The sequence below is a fragment of the Falsiroseomonas sp. genome, from assembly GCF_041690465.1.
Taxonomy (GTDB): Bacteria; Pseudomonadota; Alphaproteobacteria; order Acetobacterales; family Acetobacteraceae; genus Falsiroseomonas.
This window is the reverse complement of record NZ_JAWLHG010000001.1, coordinates 74,117-100,640: the sequence shown is the minus strand read 5'-3', so window position 1 is coordinate 100,640 and position 26,524 is coordinate 74,117. Positions and strand designations below refer to the sequence as shown.

Genomic DNA, 26,524 nt, shown 5'->3' with positions numbered 1-26,524 from the left:
TTGATTGCGAGGGCCGGCTCCGGGCCCGGCCCCGCCGCTGAAGCCGAGCCGCGTCTCCGCCGGCGCTGCCCGGTATCATCCGGGGCACATCCCGGGCAACGCCAGCAAGCCCCGCGGCACGCCGGCGGCGCCGAGCGCCTCGGCGAGCTGCGTCGTCATGCGCGCCAGGCCGTGCTCCGCGCGCAGCCGCTGCTGTGCCGCCGCGAGCACGCGATCCCGCCATGCGGCATCGGCCAGCGCCGCCGGCAACGTTTCCGCCCAGTCGCCGTCACCGACCGGCACCGCCGCGCCGGCAGCAAGCGACGCTTCGTACACCGGATGGCGCGAGGCAAGGCACGGGATCCCGGCCGCCGCATATTCCACCCATTTGGTGTCGGTCTTGGCCTCGTTGAAGCTGCCCTGGCGCAGTGGCGCGAGGCCCCAATGCCAGCCGAGATCGGCGAGGCCACGCAGGAAGGCATCATAATCCGGCACCGCGGGATGATGCCGCACCCGCGCACCGAAACGGCCGGCGAGCGTGCCGGGCATCGGCAACGACCCATAGATCTCGAAGCGCGCCGCAGGCAGGCGCTGCAGCGCCGCCTCGATCCCTGGCAGCGCGAGCGCGAGGTCCGGCCCATGCGAGGAGGACGCCATGTAGCCGAAGACCGGCCCGGCAGCCTCGTGCGTGATGGCCGGCTCCAACGGGTCGCTGGCGCTGGCGATGCCTGCGACCTGCACCGCATCGCGCCGCGCCGGCAAGAGGCCGGCCTCGGCCAGCTGGTCGCGCAGCCGTGAGGTGGAGAGAAGGACGAGGTCGGCCTGCGAGAGCATGTGGCGCATCGCCGCCTGGCGCTCCGGCGCGCCGTATTTCGCGGCCTTTGCCGCGCCGGCTTCGCGGGGCACGGCGAACAGGTTGTCGTCCAGGTGATAGACGAGCGGCGTCCGGTGGCGCTTCGCGGCCGCGACGATCTCCTCCGCCAGGCCGCCGCCGTAGCGGCTGACGAAGACCGCCTCCGGCGCCACCTCGTCCCACAAGCGACGCACCGCCTCGGCCGGTCGGCCGCCGGCCAGGCGCCATGCGGCTTCCTCCGCCTCGGTGACGAGGTGGATGCGGCAGGCGCCGGCGGCGAGCGATGCGCGCAGCGGACGCAGCAGGTTGATCTGCAGGGTGGCACCGGCAGCATCGGCGATGACGAGCAGATTGAGCGGCGCACGCGGTGCATCGGGCGACGGCAGGATGCGCGCGGCCAGGCGCGGCGTGGCGTTCCGCGCATCCGGCGCCACCCGACTGCGCAACCAGCGCAGCCCGGCGCCGAGGCCGAAGCCCGCGCTATCGTGCGGGGGACGCATCAGGCACCGGCGGCGCGCTGGCGGAGGCCTGGCCGCGCCAGCCGATCTGGCGCGCCGGCACCCCGCCGAAGATCGCCATCGAGGGCACGTCGCGGTTCACCACCGCGCCGGCGGCGATCACCGCGCCGCGGCCGATCGTCACGCCGTCCAGCACGCGCACGCCGGCGCCGATCCAGACATCGTCCTCGATGGTGATGCCCTGCATGCGCAGGCCCTGGCGGGTGATCGGCGCCCCGGGATCGTCGAACACATGGTTGGCCGGGATCATCACCGTATGGGTGGCGATGCGCACGTAGTTGCCGATGCGCAGCCCGCCATGGCCGTACAGCACGCAGAAGGGATTGACGCTGCAGAAGGCGCCGATCGAGATCTCGCCGCCATGCGCCAGCAGCTGTGCATACTGGAGGATCACCGATTTGCGGCCGATCGAGATGCGCCCGCCCTGCCCGGTCTCGATCGCCGCATGGCGGCGCACCACCACCGTCGGATCGAGGGCGAGCGTGCCGCCCGTCGCGTCGAACTCCGCCTCCGGGTGGATCGGCGAGCCGGTGGGTTGGACGGTGTCCGCCATGGCCGCCTGGGCGCCGTGCCTCAACGGAAGGCGCGGCGCAGCGCGCCGACCACGCGCCGCAGCGCGCCGGTTCCTTCGCGCAGCGCGCCGGTGGCGGCATGCGCGGCCATCGCGCCGGTGCCGGCCTCCCGCGCCAGCTTCGCCTCGTACTCCTGCACCGCCTGCTTGCGCCTGCGCGCCGATTCGTACACCGCGGCGTGGCGCTTGTAGCCGGCCTCGTCGTCGATCTTCTGGAAGCGGCGCGCATCCTCCTGCGTCACCGGCTTCGCCGGCCCTTCGCCGATCTCGCGAAGCTCGACCGCGAGCGAGGGGCGGAAATGGCCCAGCGCGATCTCCTGCTCGATCTCGGCGATGGAGAGCGCACCCTCGGCGATCATCCGCCGGACTTCCTCGAGCCACAGCCAGCCATTCGGATTGGCCGGGTTCACCCAGGGCTGGGTGTTCATGTCGGTGTAGTGGATCAGCCCGGTCCTGCCCGGCTCGTAGGTCTCGAGGCTGTTCCACGCGAAGGGCACGGTGTAGCCGACCTCCTCCTCGCGCAGCACGCACATGTGGTAGAGCAGGTCCTCATAGGTGTAGCGCCCGTCGAGGCCGGCGATGATCTTCGCCGGATCCCAGTCCAGCGCGGCGCAGTCGAGCAGCATCACCGAGCACTGCTTGATGCGCTTGCCGCCATCGGCGCGCTTCTGCGCTTCCTCCGGCAATTCCTCCTGGATCAGAACCTTGTGGCCGTCGAAGGGCAGTTCCCACAATTCGCGGAAGTCGCGGAATACCAGCATGTCGGCGTCGAGATAGACGGCGCGTCCCTGGTGACCCATCAGCTGCGGGATGGCGAAGCGGGTGAAGGAGAAGCCGGTGCGCTTGCCCTGCCGCGGGTCCTGCGGATCGGGCAGGTCGAGGTCATGCATCGAGCGCAGCCGGATCTCGAGGTCGGTGTGCCGGCGGATCGAGTACTCCAGCACCTTCACCGCCAGCAGCTGCGACCGGTCGGAGCCGACGAAGATATGCGCCGTGTCGTTGCGCTGGCTCATCTGTCGGGCTCCTGCTGGGCTGGAAACCGCATCACGCGGGCCGCACGGACGCGGGGAAGGCGCGCGCCGATCCGCTGCGCACGAGGCAACCGCGCACAGGCGCGGGGCGCATACCGCAGGGCCCGCAACGCGACAAGCATCGGCCCGCGAGCGCGGCGCCTGCGGATCGCAAACGGTCCAAACGGGCGGTCACATTCTCTTGAGGGAGAGGTTCGTCACGCTGTCGCGACCGTCCTCGTGGCCCGGCAGCGCGGCAGCGGGCGCAGCGTGAACCACAGCCGCAACAGCACGTCTTCGCGGAAGCCCTGGCGGCACAAGCCGGTGCGACGCAGCGTGCGCAGCCGCGCGACGAAGCTGCCGGTGCGCAGGGCGCCGAGCGCATCCAGCGTGCGGCGCGCCTCCGGCGTCAGGCCAGGGCAGGCGGAAAGCGCATCGATGTTCGCGGCCATCGTGTCGAGGAAGGCGCCGGGCCCGCGCCGCAGCGCCCGCATCGCGCGAGCGAGCTTGCTGACATTGCCGCCCACCGCATTGGCGCCGTGCTGGCGGTAGAGGATCTCGGGCTGCGGGTCGAAGATCACCTGGCCGCCGGTCGCGGTCACCACCAGATAGGCCCACCAGTCGTGCAGCGTGGGCGGCGGCGGCGTGCCGGAGAGCACATGGCGTCGCGCCGCCGCGTTCAGCACGGTGGTGCAGCCGGTGGCGATGTTCTGCACGAGCGCATTCGCCAGCCCCGGTCCGCGCTTCGCATCGGGCGAAAGGCCGAGGCGCCTGAGGCCGCGGTCCACCATCACCTGGCGTGCGCAGTAGAGCGCCGGCCGCTCGGCCGGCACGGCCCCCAGCGCCGCGGCAGCGCGGCCGATCTTGTCGGGCAGCCAGACATCGTCCTGGTCGCAGAAGGCGTAGCACGCGGCATCCGCCGGCGCCGCCCGCAGCAGCGCCAGGAAGGAGGCCGCGATGCCCAGCCGACGGGCGGCATGGGCAACCCGCCGCACCCGGCCTGGCGCCATCCGCGCCGCGAATTCCTCGAGGATGCGCACCGAGCCATCGCGCGACCCGTCGTCGCGCCACAGCAGCATCCAGCGCTGATCGACCTGCCGCTCCAGGCTCTCGAGCTGGGTCGGCAGGTAGTCCGCGCCGTCGAGGACGGACAGGAGGACGACGGTGGTATCCCGCATGTTTCTAAAGGTGGACTACTCTGCGGAGAAAATATGGCGGCACGGATAAACTATAGGGGATCTCGACGGCAGGCACACGCGTATCACGCGTATGCGGCGCATTTCTTTCTGCCAAACACGCCTTATGGGCGAATCACGTATTGCTGCGGCGCGGAGACAGCGCGGGGAGCGTGGCGCAGCCCCGGCCCCGCCCGTCAGGAGACATCAGCCGCAGCGCTGCGGCCAAAGGGCGATGCCCGCGGCGGCCTGCAACGTGCGGTGAGACGACCTGCCGTCGCGTCAGGAGCCGCCGCTCATCGCGGCGTCGCTGATGCCCGCCGACTGAGCTGCGGGAACGCCGACCCGGCCGTCATGCAGCCGGGCCACCGTCCCGGCGACCGCCATGGCGCGGCCCTCGGCGGCGTAGAACACGCCGCGCAACTGCGTCGTCGCCTGCAGCGATGCGAGGAAGTCGTCGCACAGGGACGGATCCGGCGCCTCACCCCCCGCCCAGAACCGGTCGAGCGGACCCTGATGCGCCAATCCCGGCACATCCCACACGGCGCGGCCGAGCGCCTTCACCGGCCGGCCGAGCATCAGCGCGCGCAGCCCGACCGTGCTGTTCACCGTTATCAGCCCGCGCGCGCCCTGCAGCATCGTGTCGAGCGGGCCGTGATGCGCGAGATGCACCCGGCGCGCGACGCCGGCGGCTTCGGCGATCGCCGGCACGCGGCGGCCCCAGCGCTTCAGGCAGGGATCGAGCGGATGCACCTTCACGATCATCTGGCCATCCGGCGGCGCGCGGCGGGCAAAGGAGTGCAGCGTCTCCGCCAGCGGCGTGTCCATGTCGCTGTAGCTGGAATAGGCGCGGATGGAGAAATCGGTCTCCATCTGCATGGCGAAGACCCAGTAGGGATGGCCGGAGGCCAGCTCCAGCGCACGCGCACCCTCCGCCCGCTCGGCGTTGCGGCGCAGCAGCCGCAGCCCGATGCCGGCATAGGTGGTCAGTGGGTGGTGCAGCTGATGGCTGCGGTAGTGCGGGAAGGGCCAGGGCAGCAGGTTCGCCAGGTGATACAGCACATCCCACCGCGCCTGGCGCGGGAAGTCGTCGCGCAGCCGCTCCATCAGATCGGCGCGCGGCAGGCCCTCCGCCAGCGCGCGGATCGCCGCCGGATTGCGCGGGAACAGGCTGTCGCCGCCCATGGCGTCGCGCTCCAGCGTGATCCAGTCGGGGCGGAAATAGCCGAAATCGGTCACTGTCACCGCAACGCCGCGGCGCCGGGCGGCGGCGATCGCCATGCGGTGGTAGTCGCGCTGCTCCCCCAGCAGCAGCAGGTCGGTAATGCGGTGCAGGTCGAGGTAGCGGGCGATGAAGCCCGGCCAGTCGGACTCGCGGCCGGTGAAGTCCACCGGGCGCGGCGCGCCTTCCACCGGTTTCCAGAACAGCCGGTCGCCGAGGCAGAGGTTGATCCGGTGCACCGCATGCCCGCGCGCGGTGAGGCCCGCCGCCACCTCCGCGAAGAAGGGGCTGATCGGTCCCTGCAGGAAGAGGAAACGCCGGCCCGGCGGGCGCGGCTCGTCCTCCGGTGGCAGGGAGGTGTCTCGCGGCGACATGCTGCGTGGATACCTCGATGCCACGCGCCTCGCTGTCAATGCCGCGCCGCGTCCCGCCCGGTCACAAGGAGGCGCCCCCGCCCGCGCGCCACAGCCGCCACCGCCCGGTGACCGGCGCCGGCAGGCGCGCCATGGCGTTCCGCATGGCGGCGTTCTCCTCGAGGATCCAGGAGATCTCCGTCCGCTGCCAGCCGCGCCGCTCGGCGATGCCGATCGCCTCGGCCAGCAGCGCGCCCATCGCCAGCGCGGAGGCCGGGTGGCCGCGGAAGCCCTGCACGATACCGAGCATCGGGATGCGGGCACTGTCCGTGCGCCCGGCGAGCGCGGCGCCGAGCTTCAGCCAGCCGAAGGGCAGCAGCCGGCCATCCGCCGGCAGCGACGGCTCGATGTTCGGCACGACCGAAACCAGGCCGACCGGCGCGCCGTCCCACTCCGCGAACACCACTTCGCCGGCCAGCAGCAGCGGGCGCAGCAGCTTCGCCATCGTCGCCACCTCGCCGGGGCGGAGCGGCACGGCGTGGCGGTTGGCGCCCCAGGCATCGTCGTAGAGCGCTGCGACGCGGGACACCTCGGCGGCGAAGTCGCGCCGGTCGAGCCGCCGCAGCCGCAGCCGCGCTATCTCCGCCGGGCGCCGCGCCGCCAGCGCGGCGAAGCGGGCGCGGTGACGCTCCTGCGCCAGGTCGAGCGTGCAGGCCAGCAGGTCGCCGAGCGGCGTGAAGCCGGCCGATTCGATCATGAACGGCAGCCAGGGCGGCGTCCGCGGCATGCGCAGCATCGGCACGCGACCCGCGGGCATGGCTTCGCCGCCCGCTTCCGGCGGGACGATGACGTTGCCGCCCGCCTGCGGCGCGACGAGGGCGCCGGCCTCGTGGTTGATGGTGAAGGAAAGCGGGCCATCGAGGCTGCTCCGCCCGTGCCGCGCCACGAAACCGCGCGCGGCGTCCAGCAACGCGGCCACCACCGCCGCGTCCCGCTCGGCGCGCAGGAAGCCGAAGGTCGCGGGGCCTGGCCCGGCCAGCGGCACGCAGGCGGCGATCCGCCCGACGGCCTCGCCATCCCGCCAGGCCAGGAAGCGCGCCACCGCGTGGTCGCGCAGGAAGCCGTTCCAGCGCGGATCGAAGAGCCGCCGCTCCTCCCAGCGCAGCGGAATGCCCCAGCCGAGATGCGCAAGCCGCGCCGGCAGGGCGAGGAAGACGCGCGCCTGTGCCGCCGTCGTGACCGCCTCGATGCGGAGCGTGCTCAAAGTCCCTGGTCGGCGGCCGGCACGCTGTCGGCGGCGGCGGCGAGCGCCGCCACCGCGGTGCGGATGTCGGCGTCCTCATGCTCGGCGGAGATGAAGAATCGCAAGCGCGCGGCGCCTTCCGGCACGGCGGGGAAGACGATCGGCAGCGCGTTCACGCCCCGCTCCAGCAGCGCGCCGGAGACCCGCGCCGCGCGCACCGAACTGCCGAGCACCACCGGCACGATACCCAGCCCCGCGGAGGCGCCGGTGTCGAAGCCGTGGGTGCGGCAGAGGTCGCGGAACAGAAGCGCATTCGCCTGCAGCTTCGCCACCCGCCAGGGCTCCGCCAGCATGATGTCGAAGGCCGCGGCGGCAGAGGCCGCGAGCGGCGGCGCGAGCCCGACCGAATAGACGAATCCCGGCGCGGTGTGGCGCAGCCAGTCCACCAGCTCCGCCCGCGCCGCGACATAGCCGCCGCAGGCGCAGAGCGTCTTGGAGAGCGTGCCCATCCAGAGATCCACCTCGGCAGGGTCCACGCCGGCGGCCTCGAACACGCCCTTGCCCGTCGGGCCCACCACGCCGAGGCCATGCGCGTCATCCACCATCAGCCAGGCATCGTGCGCGCGCGCCAGCCGCACGAAGCCCGCCAGGTCCGGCAGGTCGCCATCCATGGAGTAGTGGCCCTCGACGACGATCAGCGCCCGCTGTGCGCCGCGGCGCGCCGCCTTCAACTCCTTCTCCGCCGAAGCAAGGTCGTTATGCGCGAACGGCACGCGCCGCGCGCCGGAAAGCTTGGCGCCCTCGACACAGGAATTGTGGATCGCCGCATCGTGCAGGATGAGGTCGCGCGGGCCCATCAGATGGCCGATCAGCGTGACATTCGTCGCATGCCCGCTGACGAAGGCGAGCGCCGCCTCCGCGCCGTAATGCGCGGCGATGCGCCGCTCCAGCGCGCCATGCACCGGCCGCTCGCCCGACACCAGGCGAGAGGCGGACGCGGAGATGCCATGGCGCGCCATCGCCTCGGCCGCCGCCGCATGCAGCCGCGGATCGCCGTTCAGGCCGAGATAGTCGTAGCTGCCGAAATTGATGACGTCGCGGTTGCCGATCAGGCTGTGCGCGCCGGCGCGGCCGTCATGCGCGCGGAAGAACGGGCTCTCGATGCCGAGCGCGTCCATCGCGTCGCGCACCAGCCCCCAATCCTTGAGGTTCTGGATGCTGCCGAAGCCGCGCGGGTCGGAGGCCGCCTGCGCTTCCTGCCCCTCGCGACGCCGGGCCAGACGCTGCACCAGCGCCAGCCGCGCGGTGGCGGAGAGACCGAAGGACTGCGCTCTCGCCATCACCTGCCCTGCCCAACCTACTCGGCCGCGCGGATCGCCCCCGGCGCCGGCTCGAAACTTTCCATCAGCACGGCGATCGTGGCCTCGCCCCCGTTCGCCGGCGACAGGATCCCGGCGGCGATCTGCCGCGCCAGGGCGGCAACCGTCAACTCCTCGGACAGGCCGGCGATCGGCACCTGGCAGGCCAGCCGCGATTCCAGGGCGCCGCGCAGCTCGAGCGCCCCGAGGCTGTCGAGGCCCAGGCCCGCCACCGCCGCCTCCGCGCCCACCGCCTCGGCGGGCAGGCGCAGGATGCGGCCGATCTCCTCCTGCACCAGGCGCAGCAGGGTGGCTTCGGCCTGGTCGGCCGGCATGGCGGCGAGGCGCGCGCGCAGGTCGCCGGCATCGGGCGCGGCCTGGGCGACGGCCAGCGTGCCGAACATCGGCTCCTCCATCACCGGCAGGCGCAGCCGCTGCCCGGCCTCGCCGAGCCGGGCGAGCAGCGGCGCCGCATGCGGCGCGGCAAGCAGCGCCGGCAGCGCGGCGAGCGACTCCGCCGCGGTCATCGACTCGACGCCGAGGCGGCGGTGCAGCGCCGCCGCCTTGCCGGCATCGGCGGCGAGCATGCCGGTATCGGCGATCGGCCCCCAGGCGACGGCCAGCGCCGGCTTCCCCGCGGCGCGGCGGCGGCGGGCGAGCGCTTCCAGCGCGGCATTGGCGGCGACGTAGTTGGCCTGGCCGGGATTGCCGAAGGCGGTGGTCGCCGAGCCGAACAGCAGGAACAGCGAAAGCGGATCCTCCGCGGTCAGCCGGTCCAGGTGTTCGGCGGCATCGAGCTTGGGAGCCAGCACGCGGCGGAAGCGGGCGGCGTCCATCGCCACCGCCGCGGCGTCGTCCAGCATGCCGGCGGCATGCACCACGCCGCCGATCGGCCGCACGCCGCGGATTCTTGTCAGCGTCGCATCCAGATTTTCGGCATCCGCCACGTCGCAGGCGTGGATCGCGGCCTGGGCGCCGAGCGCAGCGAGGTCGCGCAGCGCCGCTGGATTCTCCATCGCGCCGCGCCTTCCGAGGAGGGCGAGATGCCGCACGCCGGACCGGGCAAGCCACTTCGCGCATTCCAGCCCCAAGCCGCGCGTGCCGCCGGTGACGACCACGACATGAGCCTCGCCCGGCAGCCAGGGGGCGGCGAGGGCCGCCTCGCGCGGTGCCGGCGGGCGGACCACCAGCTTGCCGATATGCGCCGAGGCCTGGAGGGTGCGGAACGCCGCCTCGATCTCGTCCGGCCCGAACACCGCATGCGGCAGCGGGCGCAGGCTGCCGTCCTGGACCCGCTCGCGGATGCGGGCGAGCAGCTTCGCGGCAAGTGCCGGGCGGGCGCGCGGCAGCTCGTCCACGTCCACGGCGAAATAGGTGGCGTTGCGGCGCAACGGGCGCAGCGGTGCGCGGCGGTTCTCCACGAAGTCGCGCTTGCCGAGCTCGATGAAGCGGCCGAAGGGTTTCACCAGTTCGAGGCTGCGCTCCATCGCCTCGCCGGCGAGTGAATTGAGGACGACATCCACGCCGTCCGGCCACGCGGCGCGCAGCGCATCGGCGAAGCCGGGGTCGCGGCTGTCCAGCACCAGCTCGGCACCGGCGGCGCGCAGGAACGCGCGCTTGGCGGGCGAGCCGGCGGTCATCGCCACCCGTGCGCCGATCGCCTGCGCCACCTGCAAGGCGGCCAGCCCCACGGCGCCGGCGCCGCCATGGATCAGCACCGTCTCCTCCGGCTGCAGCCGTGCGCATTCCTCCAGCGCATGGACGGCGGTGAGGAAGGCGACCGGGATGGTCGCCGCGGCTTCCGGCGAAAGCCCCTCCGGCAGCGGCACCAGCGCCTCGACCCGGGTGATGGCGCGGGCCGCGAGGGCGGCCGGCGCCACGCCGAAGACCCGTGCGCCACGGCGCAGCGCGACGCCGGGCCCGACCGCCTCCACCACGCCGGCGCATTCCATGCCGAGCGTCGGGCCGGCGAAGCCGGCTTCCAGCACCTCCTCCGGCAGCAGGCCCTGGGCCCACATCAGGTCGCGGAAGTTGAGCCCCGCGGCCTCGACGCGGATCGCCACCTCGCCGGGGCCGGGGCGGCGTGTCTCCGCCCTCTCCCAACGCAGCGTGCCGAGCCGGCCGGGCTGCCCGATGCCGAGCCGCAGAGGCCCTGCGGGCGGCGGCGCGGCGAGGCCGGGCAGCAGGCGCGGCACAAGGCGCCCGGCCGCTGCGAGCGTCACCTCCGGCTCGGCATCCGGCGCGTCCAGCTCGGCGGCCAGGCGCCGCGCCGCGGCCTCCACCGGCAGGCCGGGCGCGATGTCGATGCGGCGCGGGCGCAGCGCCGGCATTTCGTTGGCCAGCACGCGGAACAGGCCGCGCGCGGCGGCGGCTGCGGGCAGGTGCCGCCCCTCCGGCGGCTGCGCGCCGCCCTCGGTGACCAGCACGAAGCCGGCTGCGCTGCCGGTGGCGGCCTCGGCCAGCCGGACCAGTGCGGCGAGCGTCTCCGCCAGCCCCGCGGGCTCGGTCGCGGGGAAGACGAGCATCCGCGCCCCGGCCAGCGCGCGCGGCGGCGGCGCCTCGCCGAGCGGCAGGTGTTCGACCCTGGTGCCGGCGGCGACCAGCCGCGCCGCCAGCGCCTCGGCCAGGGGGGCCGCGGCGGGCGCGGCGAAGATCATCGTGCGCGGCGCGGCGGGGCGCGCGGCGGCGGGGGGTGGTGCCGCCTCGGCACCGAGCAGCACGGCGGGCCAGGGGGCGCAGGGCAGCTTCTCCGCTGTCGCGGCGCGGAAGCCGGCATCGCCCAGCCGGTTCAGCCAGAGCGTCGCATCCGGCAGCGCGCCGCCATCCGATCCGCCGGCCGGATCGGCCCCGAGCCCGGTCCACCAGGCCGGGTCCTGGCCGCAGACGAAGGTCCAGGCGCGGCCGGGCAGCGGTTCGGCCAGCAGCAGCGCGCCACCCTCCGCGAGTGCCGGGCGCAGCGCCCCGGCCAGTGCCGCCCCGGCCCGCAGCCGGGCGGCCGGCGCCAGGCCGATGACGAGGTCCGCCACCATCGGCGGTGGCGCGCCGCCGCGCGGATCCCAGGCCGCGGAGTCGAGCGTGGTGCCCTGCGCCGCGGGCAGCGGGATGCGCGCCTCGCCGGCGGCCAGGTAGTGCAGCCGGCGGCCGAGTGGCGCGAGGCGCGCCAGCACGCGCCGCGCCAGCAGGTCGCCCGCGGCGCCGACTTCCAGGATGCGCAGCGGCCGGTTCTCCGGCCAAGCGGCGGCGAAGGCGGCGACGGCGGCGGCCAGCGCATCGGCCAGCCTGCCGAATGCGGCGCCACCGAGCGGCGGCGGCGCCACGCCGCGGCGCTGGCCGCGCAGCGCCTCCGGCAGCCGCTCCGCCGCCTCGGCAATCCAGGCGAGGTCGAGGGCGAGTTCCGGGTGCTCGTCCAGCACCGAGCGCCAGATCTCGGCGGAGGGGGGCAGCGCGGCTTCGGGCAGCAGGCGGAAGCCGCGCGGGCCGGCTTCGGCGGCGCCGTCCTCGACCAGCGACAGCCGCAGGAAGGCGAGGTAGGCGGCGGCCTCCGGCGCGGCGGCGCGCAGCGGCACCTCCTGCGCCGCGGCGGCGACATGCGCCTCCAGCAGCAACGCCGCCTCGCCGAGGTCATGCGCGGCGGCGTGGCTGCGCGCGGCCTCGATGGCGGCGGGCAGGGCGGGCGGCGGCGGCGCGCCCTCGGCGGCGGGGAGCAGCTCGATGCGGGCGGCCGCCTCGGCGGGATCGGCGGCCCCGGGCAGGGCGAGGCGCTGGAACACCGCTTCCTCCAGCCGCGCCACGGCGCGGCCGGCATCGTCGCGCAACACCAGCCGGGCGGCGGCGGAGCGGGCGCCGCGGCGGGTGAGTTCCAGCTCGGCCGTCACGGCCGGCTGCCCGGCGGCCAGCGCCACCAGCCGCCCCGCCTTCACCGGTACCAGCCCCGTGCCGGGCGGCATCAGCGCCGGGTCGATCAGCGCGAACAGACCCTGCAGGGCGCCGTCCAGCCGCGAGGGATGCAGCAGGAAGCCGGCATCGGCGGGCGCGGCCTCCGGCAGCGAAAGCCGGACCAGGACCTTCGCATCCTCGGCCTGCACGCTCTCCACCGCGGCGAAGGCCGGGCCATAGGTCAGGCCGAGCGCGGCGGCGCGGGCGCGGATCTCCGCACCTGCCAGCGTCTCCGCGCCGGGCGGTGCGGTGGCCGGCAGGCCCAGGGCGGCCGGCGTGGCGGGGCGGACCTCGCCCAGGGCGTGCAGGGTCCAGCCTTCCTCCGCCAGCCGCCGGCGGCTTTCCAGGCGGAAGGCGCCGTCGGGGTCGAGGCTGCTGCGCACCTCCCGCGCCTGCGCCGCCTCCAGCACCAGCGGGCGGAGGATGCGGAACTCCGCGGCTTCCAGCGCCCCGGCCTCCGGGTGGCGGGCGCGGCCGGCGGCCAGCGCCATCTCGAGCATCGCCGCCGCCGGCAGCACCGCATCGGCGCCGAGCCGGTGATCGGCCAGCCAGGGCTCCAGCGCGGTGTCGAGCAGCCGGGTCCAGACCCCCGGCTCCTGTCCGCGGCGGAAGCCGAGCAGCGGATGGTCCTGCTCCGGGTCGGTGATCCGCGCGCCTTCCGGCGTCATCGCATGGAAGAAGCGGCGGCGCGCGAAGGGCGTCAGCGGCAGGCGGCGCTCGGCGGGCCCCTGGAAGGCGGGGCCGTCGCGCGGATCGGCGCCGGCGGCGAAGGCGCGGTCGGCGATGGCCGGGAAGGGATCGGCCGCATCCGCATCGCGCTTGGACAGGCTCGCCAGGATCGCCGTGGACCCGCCCGAATCGGGCGCTGCCGCACGCAGGGTTTCGCGCAGGTAGGATTGCAGCACCGGGTTGGGGCCGATCTCCAGGAACAGCCGTGCGCCGGCGGCCAGCGCGCCGCGCACCGCGGCCTCGAAGCGCACCGGCTCGCGCAGGTTGCGCCACCAGTAGCCGGCATCCGCCTCGCCATCCGCCAGCTTCGCGCCGGTGACGGTGGAGAAGATCGGCAGCGCCGCCGCGCCGCAGCGCAGATCGGCGAGGTCGGCGAGCAGGCCCTGCCGCACCGGGTCCATCGCCGCGCTGTGGAAGGCGTAGTCGAGGTCGAGCGGCACGAAGGCCAGCCGCCGCGCCTCGGCCTCCCGGCGCACCTGCTCCAGCCCCGCCTGCGGGCCGGCGAGGGTCAGCGCGGCCGGCGCGTTGATGGCGGCGATCTCGATGCCGGTGCCGGCGAGAATCGCCGCGGCCTCCTCGGGCGTGGCGCTCAGCGCGGCCATGCGGCCATTGCCGCGGCACGCATGCTGGTGGCGGCTACGCCGCACCACCAGCCGCGCCGCCTGATCAAGGTCGAGCAGGCCGGCGGCATGGGCGGCGGCCACCTCGCCGACGGAATGGCCGAGCACCATCGCAGGCCGCAGCCCCTGCTCGGCCAGGGCCGGCAGCATCGCCGCCTGGATGGCGAAGAGGGTGGGCTGGGCGATGTCGGTGGCGGCGAGTTCCTCCGCCGTGATGCCGGCCGCGATCCGCGCCAGCGGCGACCATCCGAGCAGCGGCGCGAGCGCGGCGTCGGCCGCCTGCATCCCGCGCCGGAAGCTCGACGAATGGGCCAGCGCAATGCGTGCCATGCCGGCGTGTTGCGCGCCATTGCCGCTGAAGACGAAGCAGAGCGCGGTCTGACCGGTGGCACCCTCGCCGGCCGTCACGCCTTCGGCCTTTCCGGTGTCCCGCCAGGCGCCGAGCGCGGCGGCCATCCCGGTGCCGCCCCGCCCGCGCAGCGCCAGCCGGTGCGGCAGCAGGTCGCGATGCCGCGCCGCGCCGCGCGCCAGGGTCGCCGCCTGCCTCGGGGTGGCGCCCTCCAGCCGCGCCTGCCAGCGCCCGGCGAGTTCGGCCAGCGCCGCGGCGGAGCGGGCGGAGAGCAGCAGCGGCGGTGCCGCGCCCGCCTGGCCCCTGCGTGCCGCGCGCGGCTTCGGCGCGGGCCCGAGCAGCACGCAGGCATTGGTGCCGCCGAAGCCGAAGGAGTTCACCCCCGCCACCGGCTCGGTGATTGCGTCCAGCGTCTCGGTGGCGGCGGGGATGCGGATGTTGAGCGCGTCGAAGTCGATGTTGGGGTTCGGCTTCTCCTGGTGAAGCGTCGCCGGCACCACGCGGTGTTCCAGCACCAGCATCGCCTTGAGCAGCCCGGCGATGCCGGATGCCGGCTCCAGATGGCCGATATTCGTCTTCACCGAGCCGACCGCGAGCTTCGCCGTCCGCCCCCTCTCCGCGGAGCGGCAACCGAGACCTCCGGCGGCGTGGCCGATGGCCCAGGCCTCGGCCGGGTCGCCGGCCTGGGTGCCGGTGCCATGCGCCTCGAAATAGGCGAGCCGGTCCGGCCCGACGCCGGCCTCGGCCATCACCCGCCGGATCAGCCGCGCCTGCGCCTCGCGGTTCGGCAGGGCGAGGCCGATGGTCCGTCCGGCGCTGTTCACGCCGCTGCCGAGGATCACCCCGCGCACGGCATCGCCGTCGCGCAGCGCCGCATCCAGCGGCTTGAGCAGCACCGCGCCGGCGCCCTCGGCCCGCACATAGCCATCCGCCGCCGCGTCGAAGGCGCGGCAGCGCCCGGTCGGCGAGAGCATCCCTGCGCGCGAGAAGCCGATGAAGGCGTAGGGCGAGAGCAGCATCTGCACCCCCGCCGCCACCGCCGCCTTCACCCGCCCCTCGGCGACCGCCCGGCAGGCCGCGTGCAACGCAACCAGCGAGGAGGAGCAGGCGGTGTCGATGGTTTCCGCCGGGCCGCGCAGGTCGAACACGTTGGTCAGCCGGTTCGACAGGATCGAGAGCGCGTTGCCCGTCATGAAATAGCGGTCGCCGCCCGCCGGGTCGGCCAGGCGCAGCTCCGCGTAGTCGGTGGCGGAGCCGCCGACGAAGACGCCGACCTCCCGCCCCGCCAGCGCCGAGGGCCGCCATCCCGCATCCTCCACGGCGCCGAGCGTCACCTCCAGCAGCAGGCGCTGCTGCGGGTCCATCTCGGCCGCCTCGCGCGGGGAGATGCCGAAGGCGGTGGCGTCGAAGGCATAGGCGTCGCCGACATGGCCGGCGGCGAAGGTATAGGCGCGGCCCGGCTCGCCGCGACGCGGGTGGAAGAAGGCGGCCTGGGGGAAGCGGTCGGCCGGCAGGGTGGAGACGGCATCGCCGCCGCGTTCCAGCAGCTGCCAGAATGCATCGAGGTCCGGTGCGCCGGGCAGCCGGCAGGCGGCGCCGAGGATGGCGACGGGGACCGCACCGCCGGCGGGGCGCGCCCGCCGCGGGCCTTGGCCGCGTGAGGTCACTGCGTCGCGCCGCGGGTCAGGGGCGTGCGGCGCGCGCCCGGAGGCGGCGGCTCACGGCGCGATCTCGTCACGGCCGAGGCCGTCCATAGCGGCGGCCTTCTCCCGCGCCGCGGCACGGCCTGGCGCCAAGGTGGCGGCCGGGGCGTGCGGCGGCCGGGCGCCGCCGGCCTGGCGCACCAGCACCTCGAGCAGCCGGTCCACCGCGGCGAAATGGTCCGCCCAGGTGGGCTGCTTCCAGCCGCTGAGCCGGCCGAGCTGCGAACGGCGCGCGTGGCTGTCCGGGCGGGCATAGTCCAGCACGGCATTCCGCCAGGAGGCACCGTCCAGCGGGTCGATGTAGTCGGGCACCGCGCCGCCGACTTCCCGCAGCGAGCGCAGGTCGGAGGCGATGGCCGGCACGCCGAGCGCGAGCGATTCCGCCAGCGGCAGGCCGAAGCCCTCGGCGAAGGAGGGGAACAGCAGGGCGCGCGCACCGCGCAGCAGCGAGGCGACCTCGCGATCCGGCAGCGCGCCGCATTCGCGTACCAAGCCGTCGATCGCCGCGCAGCGCTCGAGCATGTCGAGCACGTTCTCATTCTCCCAGCCGCGGCGGCCGACCACGATCAGGCGTGGCGCGGCGGGGCCGAGGCTCGCCGCGAACTGCCGCCAGAGATTGAGCAGCAGCAGGTGGTTCTTCCGCGGCTCGATGGTGCCGAGCGCCACGAAATAGGGGCGCAGCGCCACCGGCGGCTCCTCCACCTCGGGCGGGGTGACGCCGAGCGGGGCGACGGCGATGGGCGGTGGGATGGGCCGGCCGGCGAGCCAGGGGGTCAGCTCCTCGCCGGTGGCGGCGGAGTTCACCACGATGGCATCGGCGAGCGAGGCGGTGGTGGCGATGCGCCGCCGGTGGCGGTCGGCATGGCCGGCGCGGGCGAATTCGGGGTGCTGCAGCGGGATCAGGTCATGGATCAGCGGCACGAAATGGCAGCCCTGCCGGCGCATCGCGGCGATCCGGGCCGGCCGTTCCAGCGCGCGGTGGGAGACCAGCAGGAAGGCCTTGGGGGCGGGCCGGCGCAGCAGCTCCACCAGGGCGCTGCGGCCGAAGGGCAGGGCGAGGCGCGCCCGGCGCGCCACCGTGGCGGCGCTGCGCCCGCCATGCAGCCAGGCGCCTTCCAGCGCGGTCACCAGCTCGGCGACCATATTGCGGGGCAAGGTGGCGAAGCCGAACAGCGGCATCTCGGCGACGAAGGTGCAGCGCCCCTCCGGCTCCGCGGCCCAGCGCCGGGCATAGGCGAGCTCCACGCGGTCTATGCCGGTCGGCGCCGGGCGGTGCGCCACGGTGAGCAGCCGGGAGATATCGAGGATGACCTGCAACCGCTCCCCCACGACCTGAAAGCCGACTTACGAGCCGCTCCAGCCGCCCCGGGCGAACATTCGCCCGGAAGTGCCTATATGCCGCCGAACTTTTGACGCGCTGGTATTATGCAGCGCAACATGATCGCGATCAATCAAACGTGTGTTACGGCGAAGGGCACGCTACGCTCATTGCATTGCGCAGACAACACGCAATGCGCGAGACTACACAACCTATGCGAGCATTTCAATCCGAGTGTGGCGGGATTTCGTTGTGCGAGTGGCCGTGGAGCAACACGTCCCGCATCGTCTCGGCGCTCTTGCGACGGATATCGGCCCAGGCCTCCGGCGTATGGAAGGCGCTGTGCGGCGTCACGATCAGCCGCCCCGTCAGCCAGGGCTCCCGCCGGCGATAGGCCGCGAGCAGGTTGGGCACTGGCTCCACCGGCGGCTCCACTGGGATCACGTCCAGCCCGGCGCCGGCCAGCTGCCCTGAGCGCAGCGCCGCCTCCAGCGCCTCGATGTCGAGGCTGGTGCCGCGAGCGGTGTTGATCACCACTGCGCCCTTCGGCAGCAGGGCGAGCTGCGCCGCGCCGATCAGCCCGCGCGTGGTGCGGGTGTCCGGCACGTGGATCGAGAGCACGTCGGCGCCGGCCAGCAACTCCTCCAGCGTGCGGGCGCGGCCGATGCCGAGCGCGCGGTCCACGCCGTTCGGCAGGTGGGGGTCGAAGAAGCGCACCTTGAAGCCAAGCGCCTTGGCGCGCAGCGCCACCGCGGTGCCGATCCGCCCGAGCCCGACGATGCCGAAGCCCTGCACCTCCAGCCGGCGGATCAGCGGGCTGTCCACGTAGCGCCAGGCCGCGGGCGGGTCCGCCCGCTGCAGGTCGTGATGCAGCGCGATGCCGCGCCGCAGCGCCAGCGTCAGGGCAATGGCGTGGTCCGCCACCTCCATCGTGCCGTAATCGGGCACGTTGCAGACCTTGATGCCGCGCGCGGCGCAGGCGGCACGGTCGAGCCGATCATAGCCGACGCCCATCCGCACCACCGCCTTCAGCCTCGGGAAGCGCGCGATGTGGTGCGGCTTCAGCCAGTGGCGGAAGATCAGCAGCCCGTCCACCCGGGCGCAGACCTCGTCGGGCAGCATGTCGAGGCTTTCGGTGTGCGGCGCCCCACCGTGCAGGATCTCGACCTCGGGGCCGAAGACCTCCTGTTCGAGGGAGGTATCCGGATACATCGCCTCCGGTTCGAGCACCGTCAGTCGCGCCACGTTCCACCGCTCCGATTCGTGATCAGGCGCGTATCGGACAGCGCCGGCTGGCGCGCAAGGCGGGGCGCTGCGATCCGCCCGCTCGCCGAGGAGCGCACGCCGCATGGCGGCGGGCTCAAGAGGCGCTGACGAAGCTCGCGCCATGATTCGCGGCTGACGCGCCGAGGTCGCGCGCGGTGGGCGCATGCAGCCGGGTGGCGGTGGCGGCGATCACCCGCACCTCGCCGCGCAGCACGAGAGCGGGGGAAGCCGTCTTGCGTCCGGCGGCCCGCCGCGCGCGATGGCGCTGCGCGCCGAACACCTGCTCGCCTCCAGCAGCGACGGGACCGCGCCCTTGACGCACCGGACCGGCTGGCCTTGCCGAGCAAGAAAAAACCCCGGGCAGCGACGCTGCCCGGGGTTCCTTCGGTCTCCCTGCGCCGGCTTGGCCGGCGCGCGGACTACTCCTCGCCGGCCTGGCGGCGGCGGATCGCCGCGCCGAGGATGTCGCCGAGCGAGGCACCGGAGTCGGTCGAGCCGTACTCCTTCATCGCCTCGCGCTCCTCCTCCACTTCCTTGCCCTTGATGGTCAGGGCCAGGCGGCGGCCGGCGCGGTCCACGGCGGTCACCTTCGCATCGACCTTCTCGCCCACGGCGAACTTGTCGGGGCGCTGGTCGGCACGGTCACGCGCAAGCTCGGCACGGCGGATGAAGCCGGTGAGCACGTCGTCCACCTTCACCTCGATGCCGTTCGCCTCGACCTTGGTGACGATGCAGGTCACCACCTCGCCCTTGCGGACGCGGTCCAGCACCTCGGCGGCCGGATCGGCCTGGAGCTGCTTGATGCCGAGCGAGATGCGCTCCTTCTCGATGTCCACGTCCAGCACCTTGGCCTGGACCATGTCGCCCTTCTTGTAGCGCTGCATGGCGACCTCGCCGGGCTCGTCCCAGCTGATGTCGGACATGTGCACCATGCCGTCGAGGTCCGGGCCGAGGCCGACGAACAGGCCGAACTCGGTGATGTTGCGGATCTCGCCCTCGATGACGGCGCCGGGCGGGTGCTGCTCGGCGAAGACGTCCCACGGGTTGCCGCTGGCCTGCTTGAGGCCGAGCGAGATGCGCCGCTTCGGACCGTCCACGTCGAGGATGACGACGTCCACTTCCTGGCTGGTCGCGACGATCTTGCCGGGATGGACGTTCTTCTTCGTCCACGACATCTCGGAGACGTGCACCAGGCCCTCGACGCCCGGCTCCAGCTCCACGAAGGCGCCATAGTCCGTGATGTTGGTGACGCGGCCGGAGAACTTGCCGCCGACGGCGTACTTCGTCGCCACGCCGTCCCAGGGATCGGCCATCAGCTGCTTCATGCCGAGGCTGATGCGCTGGGTCTCCGGGTTGAAGCGGATCACCTGCACCTTGACCGCCTGGCCGATGTTCAGCGCCTCGGACGGGTGGTTGATGCGGCGCCAGGCGATGTCGGTGACATGCAGCAGGCCGTCCACGCCGCCCAGATCCACGAAGGCGCCGTAGTCCGTGATGTTCTTCACCACGCCGTCGAGCACCATGCCTTCCTTCAGGCCCTGGACGAGCTCGGCGCGCTGCTCGGCGCGGGTCTCTTCCAGCACGGCGCGGCGGGAGACGACGATGTTGCCGCGGGCGCGGTCCATCTTGAGGATCTGGAAGGGCTGCGGGCTGCCCATCAGCGGCGTCACGTCGCGGACGGGGCGGATGTCCACCTGGCTGCCCGGCAGGAACGCGACCGCGCCGCCGAGGTCCACGGTGAAGCCGCCCTTGACGCGCCCGAAGATCACGCCGTTCACGCGCTGCTGCGCGGTGAAGGACTTCTCGAGGTTGGTCCAGGCTTCCTCGCGCCGGGCCTTCTCGCGGCTCAACACGATGGAGCCGTCGCGGTCCTCGTAACGCTCGACGAAGAGCTCGACGGTGTCGCCGGCCTGCACTTCCGGCTTCTGGCCCTGCGGGGCGAATTCCTTGAGGGGGACGCGCCCCTCGCTCTTCAGGCCGACATCCACGATCGCGAAGTCGTCATCCACGCGGATGACCTTGCCGGTGATGACCGAACCGGCGAAGCCGGTGTTGTCGCCGAGCGTCGCGTCGAGAAGGGCGGCGAAATCCTCTTCCGGGTTGCGGGCGAGGGTGGTGGCGCTTGCCATGCGGTATGCGGTTCCTGGTGGTGGCCGCGCCGGGACGGGCGGGCCATGCGGTATGCGCCTCCGCGGTCATTCCGCGGACACGACGTGGCCGCTGCGGATCCCCCTTGGATCCGAACGGCCCCTGGGCTGAAGGCGGGTTGCGACGGGCCACCGGTCCCGGCCCCGGTCTGGCGGCGACGCCCCAACCTGGCGTGACCTGTGAGGGTGGTCGCCGGAAGGATCGTTCCCCTTGCCGCCAAAGCAGGGGCACCGCGGCCCGTTGCCGGGGACGCGGTTCGGGGGCGGGCGTTACGCGTGAAGCATTAAGGAGTCAACTGGAATCCGTTGCGCTGGCCCTGCCGCCGCGCCTTCGGGCATGCTGGCCGCACCTGCCAAGGGAGCACACCCGATGTCCACCGCCCGCGCCGCATCCCCGCTCGGCCGCGTCTTCACCGCGCGCCAGGACGCCGAGATCACCCGCATGACGGCGGTGGAGGGCCGTCCGCTCGGCAGCGAGGTGCAGCTCCGCACGCTGATGGTCACGCCGCGGATGCTGTTCGTGGAGACCACCTTCGCCGCCGGCCAGGCCTCCCAGCCGCATGTGCATGCGGACCATGAGTCGATCGTCTATGTGGTCAGCGGCAAGGTGCGCGTGACGATCGCAGGGCAGGAGTTCATCGCCGGCCCGGGCGACGCCTGGTACAACGAGCCCGGCGTCGAGCACCACATTGAGGCGCTGGAGCCGACCGTCTCGGTCGAGGTGAAATCGCCGCCGATCAAGGCCTGGTAGATCACGCGAGGCTCAGCAGCCCCCGCAGGAAACCCAGCACATCGCGCCGCGCGGCCGCAGCCGCCTCCGGGTTGCCGCCGATATGCGCCTGGCGCGCGACGCAGGGATCGTCGTAGCCGAAGGGTGCGCCGGTGGCGGCATTGACCAGCAGGCCGGGTTCGCGCTCCTCGATCCGGCAATCGCGCACGCTCTGCGCCGGCACGCGCGCCGCGGCGGGCGAGAGCGGGTTGTCGAAGGCGTGGTGCCCGCCCGGATACTCCAGCAGCGCCGCGTCATGCCCGGCCGCCGCCAGCCGCTCCACCTGCTCGCGCGCGCGGGCGATCGGGTTCATGTCGTCGGGCGTGCCGTGGAAGACCCGGATCGGCCCCGGCACCATCGCCGTGTCCTCCAGGTAGCGCGTGCAGCAATCCGGGTAGAAGGCGAGCGTACCGACGGGCACCGGCCCGCCCGGGTTCCACATGCGGTGGAACCGCGCCATCGCCGAATACAGCGCGCCCTGCCCGCCGCGCGAGAAGCCCAGCACCGCCATCCGCGACGCATCGATCGCCGGATGCCGCGCCAGTAGCGGCAGCGTGCGGTAGATATCGAGCACGAAGGCCAGCCGTCCGAGCCTGGCCTGGTCCTGGTTCACCGAGACCAGGCCGCGCCCGCTGAACCCGTCCAGCACGCAGGCGGCGGCGCCGATCGCGTTGATCTGCCGCACCCAGAGCGGGATGGACGGCCCGATCCCGCCCGAACCATGCATCAGCAGCACCATCGGCTGCCGCCCACCTCCTTGGGCCAGCGAGAGCATGGCGGCGAGCGTGGTCGGCGTGCCCGCCGCCTCGCCACGCAGGAACTGCGCATCGGTCAGCGTCAGCGTGGAGATCGGATGCAGCTCGATCCGGGCGGGCAGGTCCTGCATCGTCACGCTCCGAGGCGGGCGCGCACGAGGTCCAGCGCGGTGGCGAAGACCTCCTCGATCCCGAGCGCGGTGGTATCCAGCAGCACGGCATCCTCGGCGGGCCTCATCGGCGCGGTGGAGCGCCCGGCATCCTGCGCGTCGCGGGCGCGCATCTCGGCCTCCACCGCCGCCAGGTCGCGGGCGATGCCGCGGGCGAGCAATTCCGCATGGCGGCGCTTCGCGCGGGCCTCGGCGCTCGCGGTGACGAACAGCTTCACCGGGGCGTCGGGGAAGATGACGGTGCCGATGTCCCGCCCATCCATCACCGCGCCGTGGCTGCGACCGAATGCGCGCTGCCAGTCGAGCAGCGCGGCACGCACGGCGGGGATCACCGCGACAGCCGAGGCCGCCATGTCCGCCTCCGGCCCGCGCAGGTCGGCGCGGTCGAGATCGGCGGCGGTCAGCGCGCGCGCCTCGGCTTCCGCGACCGCGGCGTCGCGCGGATCGGCGCCGCGGTCCAGCACGCGCCGGCCGACGGCACGGTAGAGCAGCCCGGTGTCGAGATAGGGCAGGCCCAGCGCGGCGGCGAGGCGCCTGGCCAGCGTGCCCTTGCCGGCGGCGGCGGGGCCATCGACGGCGACGACCCTGGGCTCTGTCACGGCGCTGCCAGCGCCGCCTCGCCCGCCAGCCGGTTCACCAGCTCGGAAAAACCGGGGAAGGATGTCTCGATGAAGGCGGCGTCGTCCGCCACCACCGGCGCGCGGGACGCCAGGCCCAGCACCAGCGCGGACATGGCGATGCGATGATCCATATTGGTGACGACCAGGCCGCCGCCCGGCGGCGGCCCGCCCACGCCATGCACGATCAGGTCGTCGCCCTCGATCGCGAAGCGGATGCCGTTCGCCTCCAGCAGCGCCGCGGTGGCGGCGAGGCGGTCGCTCTCCTTCACCCGCAGCTCCTTCAGGCCGCGCATGCGGGTGGTGCCGGTGGCGGCGGCGGCGGCCACCGCGAGGATCGGGTATTCGTCGATCATGCTCGGCGCGCGGTCCGCCGGCACGTCGATCGCTCGTAGCGCACTGGCCCGGACCAGCAGGTCGGCGACGGGCTCGCCGCCCTCCACCCGCTCGTTGAGGCGGGTGATGTCGGCGCCCATCTCGGCCAGCGTGGCGAACAGACCGGCGCGCAACGGGTTCATCCCCACGCCGCGCAGCGTGACCTCGGAGCCCGGCACCAGCAGCGCGGCAACCGCGGGGAAGGCGGCGGAGGAGGGATCGCCCGGCACCACCACGGGGGCGGCCACCAATTCCGGCTGGCCCGTCAGCTCGATCACCCGGCCGGCACCCTCGACCGAGACGCCGACCGTCGCGCCGAAGTGACGCAGCATGTTCTCGGTGTGGTCGCGGGTGGCCTCCCGCTCCACGATCCGCGTCACGCCGCGGGCGCAGAGCCCGGCCAGCAGGCAGGCCGATTTCACCTGCGCGGAGGGCACCGGCACCAGGTAGTCGAGCGGCAGCGGATCGGCGGCACCCTCCACCGCCAGCGGCAGCCGCCCGCCGGCGCGGGTGGCGAATCGGGCGCCGGTGGCGGAGAGCGGCTCCGTCACCCGCTTCATCGGGCGCTTCCGCAGGCTGGCGTCGCCGGTCATCACCGCGAAGATCGGGTGCCCCGCCAGCAGCCCGCAGAGCAACCTGGCGGCGGTGCCGGAATTGCCCATGTCGAGCACGTCCGCCGGCTCCACCAGCCCGCCGATCCCCCGCCCGGCGACGCGCCAGTTGCCGCCGCCGCGATTTTCCACCTCCGCGCCCAGCGCGCGCATGGCGGCGGCGGTGCGCAGCACGTCCTCGCCTTCCAGCAGGCCGGTGATGTCGGTGGTGCCGACGGCCAGCGCGCCGAACATCAATGCACGGTGGCTGATGGACTTGTCGCCGGGCATCCGGGCCTCGCCGGAGAGGGGGCGGGCGGGCGGGCGGGCGGCCAGCGGGCGGGGGGCGGTCGGGTCGTGCGCAGCGCGCGGGGCAGAGCCTTGCATGGGCGCGGCGTTTGACATGCAGGGCGCGAAGTGGCAATCGCGCGGACCCCTTTGCCTGGCGGTTCCTGATGGCCAAGCCTGAACTCGGACTGAAGCGTATCTGCGTCTCCTGCGGGACGAAGTTCTACGACATGACGCGCGCCCCTGCTGTCTGTCCGAAGTGCGGGACGGAGCAGCCGGCGGAGCAGCCGAAGCTGAAGCGCGCCCCCGCGCCACCCGACGACCGGGTGAAGAAGCGCGTGGTACCGGCCGAGGCCGAGGCCGAGGACATCGTCGAGGTGGACGCCGACGAGGCGGACGAGGCGATCGAGGACGCCGAGGAGCTCGAGGACGCCGACGAGACGCTGGGCGAGGACATCGAGGTCGAGACCGACCGCGAAGAGGAGACTTGATCCAGGCCCTCAGGCGGCGGGCGGCCTTGCAGCAGCGCCGCAAGCCGCCGCCTTGCCTGCGCGCCGACGCGCTGTGGCGCTGAGTTGAATTGCCGGCTCTGCGCGCGGGGCCGCCTTGCGGCCCGTGGTCCGGTTGGCTGGGCCGTGCTTGGGCCCAGGCTGACGAACCCGCCGGCAGCGGGCAGCATACCACCCGTGCCGCGACCCACCCCCTTCCGCATCGGCGCGATCGAGGCGCTGGGCGCCCCCGCCCTAGCCATGGGCGTCACCTTCCTGGCCTTCGGCGCCGCCGTCGCGGAGGCCGGGCTGCCCCTCGGCTGGGCGCTGCTCTGCTCGGCGGCGGTCTATGGCATGGCGGGGCAGCTGGTGCTGCTCGGGCTGGCCACCGGCGCGGGCGCGGGCGTGCTGCCGGCGGTCGCGGCGGCCACGGCGGCGAATGCGCGCTTCCTGCCGATGTCGGTGGCCATCGCCCCGCTGCTCGGGCCGCGCCGGCCGGGCTGGAAGCGGCTGCTGGCGACGCCCTTCATTGCCATAACCCCCTGGGCGCCGGCCATGCGCCGCCTGCCGGGGCTGCCCGAGCATGAGCGCCTGCCCTGGTTCCTCGGCTTCGCCCTCGCCTCCTGGACCGCCGGGTTGGCGGCGACCGCGGCGGGGCATTGGCTGGCGCCATCCCTGCCGGTGGCGCTGCGCGCGGCGCTGCTGTTCACCAACCCGCTCTACTTCGCCCTGCTGCTGGCCGCCGATCTCGGCCGGCCGGGGGTGCGCAGCGCGGTGATCTGCGGCGCGCTGGCGGCGCCGCTGGCGCTGTGGCTTGGCCCGGCCTGGGGGCTGCTCGGCGCCGGGCTGGTGGGCGGCACCATCGCCTTCCTGTGGCAGAGGCGATGACCGAGGCCGATCTCGCGCTCGGGCTGACGGTGCTGGCGATGCTCGGCCTGCGCGGGACGGGGATGCTGCTCGGCGGCGCGCTGCGGCCGGATCATCCCTTCATCGCCTGGGCCGCGGCCGTCTCGCTGGCGACGCTGGCGGCCTTCGTCGTGCTGGCGATCGCCACGCCAGGCGGCTTGCTGGCCACGGTGCCCTGGCCTGCGCGGCTGGCCGGCGTGGCGGCGGGGGTGCTCGGCTGGCGGCTGTTCGGCGCGCGCATGCTGCCGACGCTGCTGGCGGGCCTGGCCGGCCTGCTGGCAGGCTGGGCGGTGATCGCCGCAGGGTCAGGTCTTCTTTGAGCGAAGGCTTAATCCACAGACAGGCTTTCAGCCAAAGCGATAAAGCCGCGCCGGGTTTTCCACCAGGATGGCGCGCCGCGTTGCCTCCTCCGGCGCCCACTCCGCCAGCGCATCGAGCAGCGCGGCATCATCCGGCATCGCGGTCGCATTCGGATGCGGCCAGTTGGTGCCCCAGACCATCCGTTCCGGCGCCGCTCCGACGAAGGCCCGCGCAAGATCGCGCACCGCCAGCGGATTCGCCTGGTCCAGGCTGTAGGGCGAGGAGAGCTTCACCCAGCCGCGTCCGGATTGCAGCAACTCTAGCACCACGCCCCAGGCCGGATGCGCGGCCCAGTCGCGGAGCGGCAGTTGCGCAAAATGGTCGAACACCACCTCGCAGGGTGCCGCCCGCAGCACCGGGGCGAGGTCGGCGATCATCTGTGCGGTGGCGAAGACCTGCAGATGCCAGCCGGCATCGGCGAGCAGGCGCGTCAGCGGCGCCACATCGGCCAGCGTCAGCAGCCCGCTGCTGATCAGGTTGGCGCGCGCGCCCACCACGCCCTGCGCCGCCATCGCGCGCAGCTCCGCCGGCTTCGCGTCGGGCGGGAGCACCGCCACCATCCGCGCGCGCGGCCCCGCCTCCGCCAGCGCGGCCAGGTGCAGCGCATTGTCGAAGCCATGGGTCGAGGGCTGCACCAGCACGTGCCGCTCCACCCCCAGCCGCGCCAGCAGCCGCGCATGGTCGGCCAGCCGCGCCGTCGCATGCGGCCGCGCGCCGGCTGCGACCGGCGCCGCGGCGTCATAGACGTGATGATGGCAATCCACCGCGCCGGCGGGGATCGTGATGCGCGGCGGCGCGGTGCCGGCGGTGAAGGGAATGGCGGCGTCGTCCATGGTTGCTAGGCTAGTGCCGAACC

General features: G+C 73.8%; 20 protein-coding genes. 4 read left to right on the top strand and 16 right to left on the bottom strand.

Annotated features, from left to right (window positions below; genetic code table 11):
* Positions 1-75: 75 nt before the first annotated feature.
* The 12 genes from ACESM1_RS00480 to rpsA all read right to left on the bottom strand — a co-directional run bounded on the left by ACESM1_RS00480 (position 76) and on the right by rpsA (position 20,332).
* On the bottom strand, positions 76-1,332 hold the full coding sequence (locus ACESM1_RS00480; protein ID WP_372616776.1) for a glycosyltransferase: 1,257 nt from the start codon (positions 1,330-1,332) through the stop codon (positions 76-78).
* A complete protein-coding gene (locus ACESM1_RS00475; protein WP_372616775.1) occupies positions 1,313-1,903 on the bottom strand; it encodes an acyltransferase in 591 nt (196 codons plus the stop codon). The genes ACESM1_RS00480 and ACESM1_RS00475 overlap by 20 nt, the downstream gene beginning before the upstream one ends.
* A gap of 20 nt (positions 1,904-1,923) precedes the next feature.
* Positions 1,924-2,934: a glycosyltransferase gene (locus ACESM1_RS00470; protein WP_372616774.1), complete on the bottom strand. Its 1,011-nt coding sequence runs from the start codon at positions 2,932-2,934 to the stop codon at positions 1,924-1,926.
* 215 nt (positions 2,935-3,149) lie between these two features.
* The gene (locus tag ACESM1_RS00465) at positions 3,150-4,109 is read right to left on the bottom strand and encodes a glycosyltransferase (RefSeq protein ID WP_372616773.1); all 960 of its coding nucleotides are present in this window, start codon (positions 4,107-4,109) and stop codon (positions 3,150-3,152) included.
* 279 nt (positions 4,110-4,388) lie between these two features.
* Positions 4,389-5,702 (bottom strand): capsule biosynthesis protein, encoded by a 1,314-nt coding sequence (locus tag ACESM1_RS00460; RefSeq protein ID WP_372616772.1) that lies wholly within the window; start codon positions 5,700-5,702, stop codon positions 4,389-4,391.
* A 61-nt stretch (positions 5,703-5,763) separates the two neighbouring features.
* Positions 5,764-6,945 carry a hypothetical protein gene (locus tag ACESM1_RS00455; RefSeq protein ID WP_372616771.1) on the bottom strand — a complete coding sequence of 394 codons (1,182 nt, stop codon included), beginning with the start codon at positions 6,943-6,945 and terminating at the stop codon, positions 5,764-5,766.
* Positions 6,942-8,264 carry an aminotransferase class I/II-fold pyridoxal phosphate-dependent enzyme gene (locus ACESM1_RS00450; protein WP_372616770.1) on the bottom strand — a complete coding sequence of 441 codons (1,323 nt, stop codon included), beginning with the start codon at positions 8,262-8,264 and terminating at the stop codon, positions 6,942-6,944. The genes ACESM1_RS00455 and ACESM1_RS00450 overlap by 4 nt, the downstream gene beginning before the upstream one ends.
* Positions 8,265-8,281: 17 nt before the next feature.
* Entirely contained in the window at positions 8,282-15,583 is a 7,302-nt protein-coding gene (locus tag ACESM1_RS00445) for an SDR family NAD(P)-dependent oxidoreductase (RefSeq protein WP_372616769.1), read from the bottom strand.
* A 51-nt stretch (positions 15,584-15,634) separates the two neighbouring features.
* Positions 15,635-16,936 (bottom strand): glycosyltransferase family 4 protein, encoded by a 1,302-nt coding sequence (locus ACESM1_RS00440; RefSeq protein ID WP_372616768.1) that lies wholly within the window; start codon positions 16,934-16,936, stop codon positions 15,635-15,637.
* A gap of 226 nt (positions 16,937-17,162) precedes the next feature.
* Complete coding sequence (locus tag ACESM1_RS00435; protein WP_372616767.1) at positions 17,163-18,182, bottom strand: C-terminal binding protein; 1,020 nt, start codon at positions 18,180-18,182, stop codon at positions 17,163-17,165.
* Between the two features lie 115 nt (positions 18,183-18,297).
* Complete coding sequence (locus ACESM1_RS00430) at positions 18,298-18,483, bottom strand: hypothetical protein (protein ID WP_372616766.1); 186 nt, start codon at positions 18,481-18,483, stop codon at positions 18,298-18,300.
* A gap of 139 nt (positions 18,484-18,622) precedes the next feature.
* A complete protein-coding gene (gene rpsA, locus ACESM1_RS00425) occupies positions 18,623-20,332 on the bottom strand; it encodes a 30S ribosomal protein S1 (RefSeq protein ID WP_372616765.1) in 1,710 nt (569 codons plus the stop codon).
* Positions 20,333-20,720: 388 nt separating this feature from the next.
* Between rpsA and ACESM1_RS00420 the strand changes: the two genes are divergently transcribed.
* Entirely contained in the window at positions 20,721-21,101 is a 381-nt protein-coding gene (locus tag ACESM1_RS00420) for a cupin domain-containing protein (RefSeq protein ID WP_372616764.1), read from the top strand.
* A 1-nt stretch (position 21,102) separates the two neighbouring features.
* On the opposite strand, the gene ACESM1_RS00415 is transcribed toward ACESM1_RS00420, so the two are convergent.
* From ACESM1_RS00415 to aroA, 3 genes are read right to left on the bottom strand one after another with little or no spacing between them, the layout of a single operon-like run.
* Positions 21,103-22,005: a dienelactone hydrolase family protein gene (locus ACESM1_RS00415; RefSeq protein WP_372616763.1), complete on the bottom strand. Its 903-nt coding sequence runs from the start codon at positions 22,003-22,005 to the stop codon at positions 21,103-21,105.
* A gap of 2 nt (positions 22,006-22,007) precedes the next feature.
* Positions 22,008-22,643 carry a (d)CMP kinase gene (gene cmk / locus ACESM1_RS00410; RefSeq protein WP_372616762.1) on the bottom strand — a complete coding sequence of 212 codons (636 nt, stop codon included), beginning with the start codon at positions 22,641-22,643 and terminating at the stop codon, positions 22,008-22,010.
* On the bottom strand, positions 22,640-24,013 hold the full coding sequence (gene aroA / locus ACESM1_RS00405) for a 3-phosphoshikimate 1-carboxyvinyltransferase (protein WP_372616761.1): 1,374 nt from the start codon (positions 24,011-24,013) through the stop codon (positions 22,640-22,642). Before aroA ends, cmk begins: the two co-directional genes overlap by 4 nt.
* Before the next feature lie 68 nt (positions 24,014-24,081).
* Between aroA and ACESM1_RS00400 the strand changes: the two genes are divergently transcribed.
* The 3 genes from ACESM1_RS00400 (at position 24,082) to ACESM1_RS00390 (ending at position 25,628) form a co-directional block, all read left to right on the top strand.
* Positions 24,082-24,405, top strand: a complete 324-nt coding sequence (locus ACESM1_RS00400; protein WP_372616760.1) for a TIGR02300 family protein — start codon at positions 24,082-24,084, stop codon at positions 24,403-24,405.
* A gap of 195 nt (positions 24,406-24,600) precedes the next feature.
* Positions 24,601-25,290 carry an AzlC family ABC transporter permease gene (locus tag ACESM1_RS00395; RefSeq protein WP_372616759.1) on the top strand — a complete coding sequence of 230 codons (690 nt, stop codon included), beginning with the start codon at positions 24,601-24,603 and terminating at the stop codon, positions 25,288-25,290.
* Positions 25,287-25,628 (top strand): hypothetical protein, encoded by a 342-nt coding sequence (locus ACESM1_RS00390; protein WP_372616758.1) that lies wholly within the window; start codon positions 25,287-25,289, stop codon positions 25,626-25,628. The genes ACESM1_RS00395 and ACESM1_RS00390 overlap by 4 nt, the downstream gene beginning before the upstream one ends.
* Before the next feature lie 27 nt (positions 25,629-25,655).
* On the opposite strand, the gene ACESM1_RS00385 is transcribed toward ACESM1_RS00390, so the two are convergent.
* Positions 25,656-26,501, bottom strand: a complete 846-nt coding sequence (locus ACESM1_RS00385) for an amidohydrolase family protein (RefSeq protein WP_372616757.1) — start codon at positions 26,499-26,501, stop codon at positions 25,656-25,658.
* Between the last annotated feature and the right edge of the window lie 23 nt (positions 26,502-26,524).

What these genes read in the sequence shown, in the direction of transcription:
- ACESM1_RS00420 (WP_372616764.1), top strand. Translation starts at nt 20,721, where the DNA reads ATGTCCACCGCCCGCGCCGCATCCCCGCTCGGCCGCGTCTTCACCGCG.
- ACESM1_RS00470 (WP_372616774.1), bottom strand. Translation starts at nt 2,934, where the DNA reads ATGAGCCAGCGCAACGACACGGCGCATATCTTCGTCGGCTCCGACCGG.
- ACESM1_RS00465 (WP_372616773.1), bottom strand. Translation starts at nt 4,109, where the DNA reads ATGCGGGATACCACCGTCGTCCTCCTGTCCGTCCTCGACGGCGCGGAC.
- rpsA (WP_372616765.1), bottom strand. Translation starts at nt 20,332, where the DNA reads ATGGCAAGCGCCACCACCCTCGCCCGCAACCCGGAAGAGGATTTCGCC.
- ACESM1_RS00385 (WP_372616757.1), bottom strand. Translation starts at nt 26,501, where the DNA reads ATGGACGACGCCGCCATTCCCTTCACCGCCGGCACCGCGCCGCCGCGC.
- ACESM1_RS00390 (WP_372616758.1), top strand. Translation starts at nt 25,287, where the DNA reads ATGACCGAGGCCGATCTCGCGCTCGGGCTGACGGTGCTGGCGATGCTC.
- aroA (WP_372616761.1), bottom strand. Translation starts at nt 24,013, where the DNA reads ATGCAAGGCTCTGCCCCGCGCGCTGCGCACGACCCGACCGCCCCCCGC.
- ACESM1_RS00460 (WP_372616772.1), bottom strand. Translation starts at nt 5,702, where the DNA reads ATGTCGCCGCGAGACACCTCCCTGCCACCGGAGGACGAGCCGCGCCCG.
- ACESM1_RS00400 (WP_372616760.1), top strand. Translation starts at nt 24,082, where the DNA reads ATGGCCAAGCCTGAACTCGGACTGAAGCGTATCTGCGTCTCCTGCGGG.
- ACESM1_RS00450 (WP_372616770.1), bottom strand. Translation starts at nt 8,264, where the DNA reads ATGGCGAGAGCGCAGTCCTTCGGTCTCTCCGCCACCGCGCGGCTGGCG.
- ACESM1_RS00480 (WP_372616776.1), bottom strand. Translation starts at nt 1,332, where the DNA reads ATGCGTCCCCCGCACGATAGCGCGGGCTTCGGCCTCGGCGCCGGGCTG.
- ACESM1_RS00475 (WP_372616775.1), bottom strand. Translation starts at nt 1,903, where the DNA reads ATGGCGGACACCGTCCAACCCACCGGCTCGCCGATCCACCCGGAGGCG.
- ACESM1_RS00415 (WP_372616763.1), bottom strand. Translation starts at nt 22,005, where the DNA reads ATGCAGGACCTGCCCGCCCGGATCGAGCTGCATCCGATCTCCACGCTG.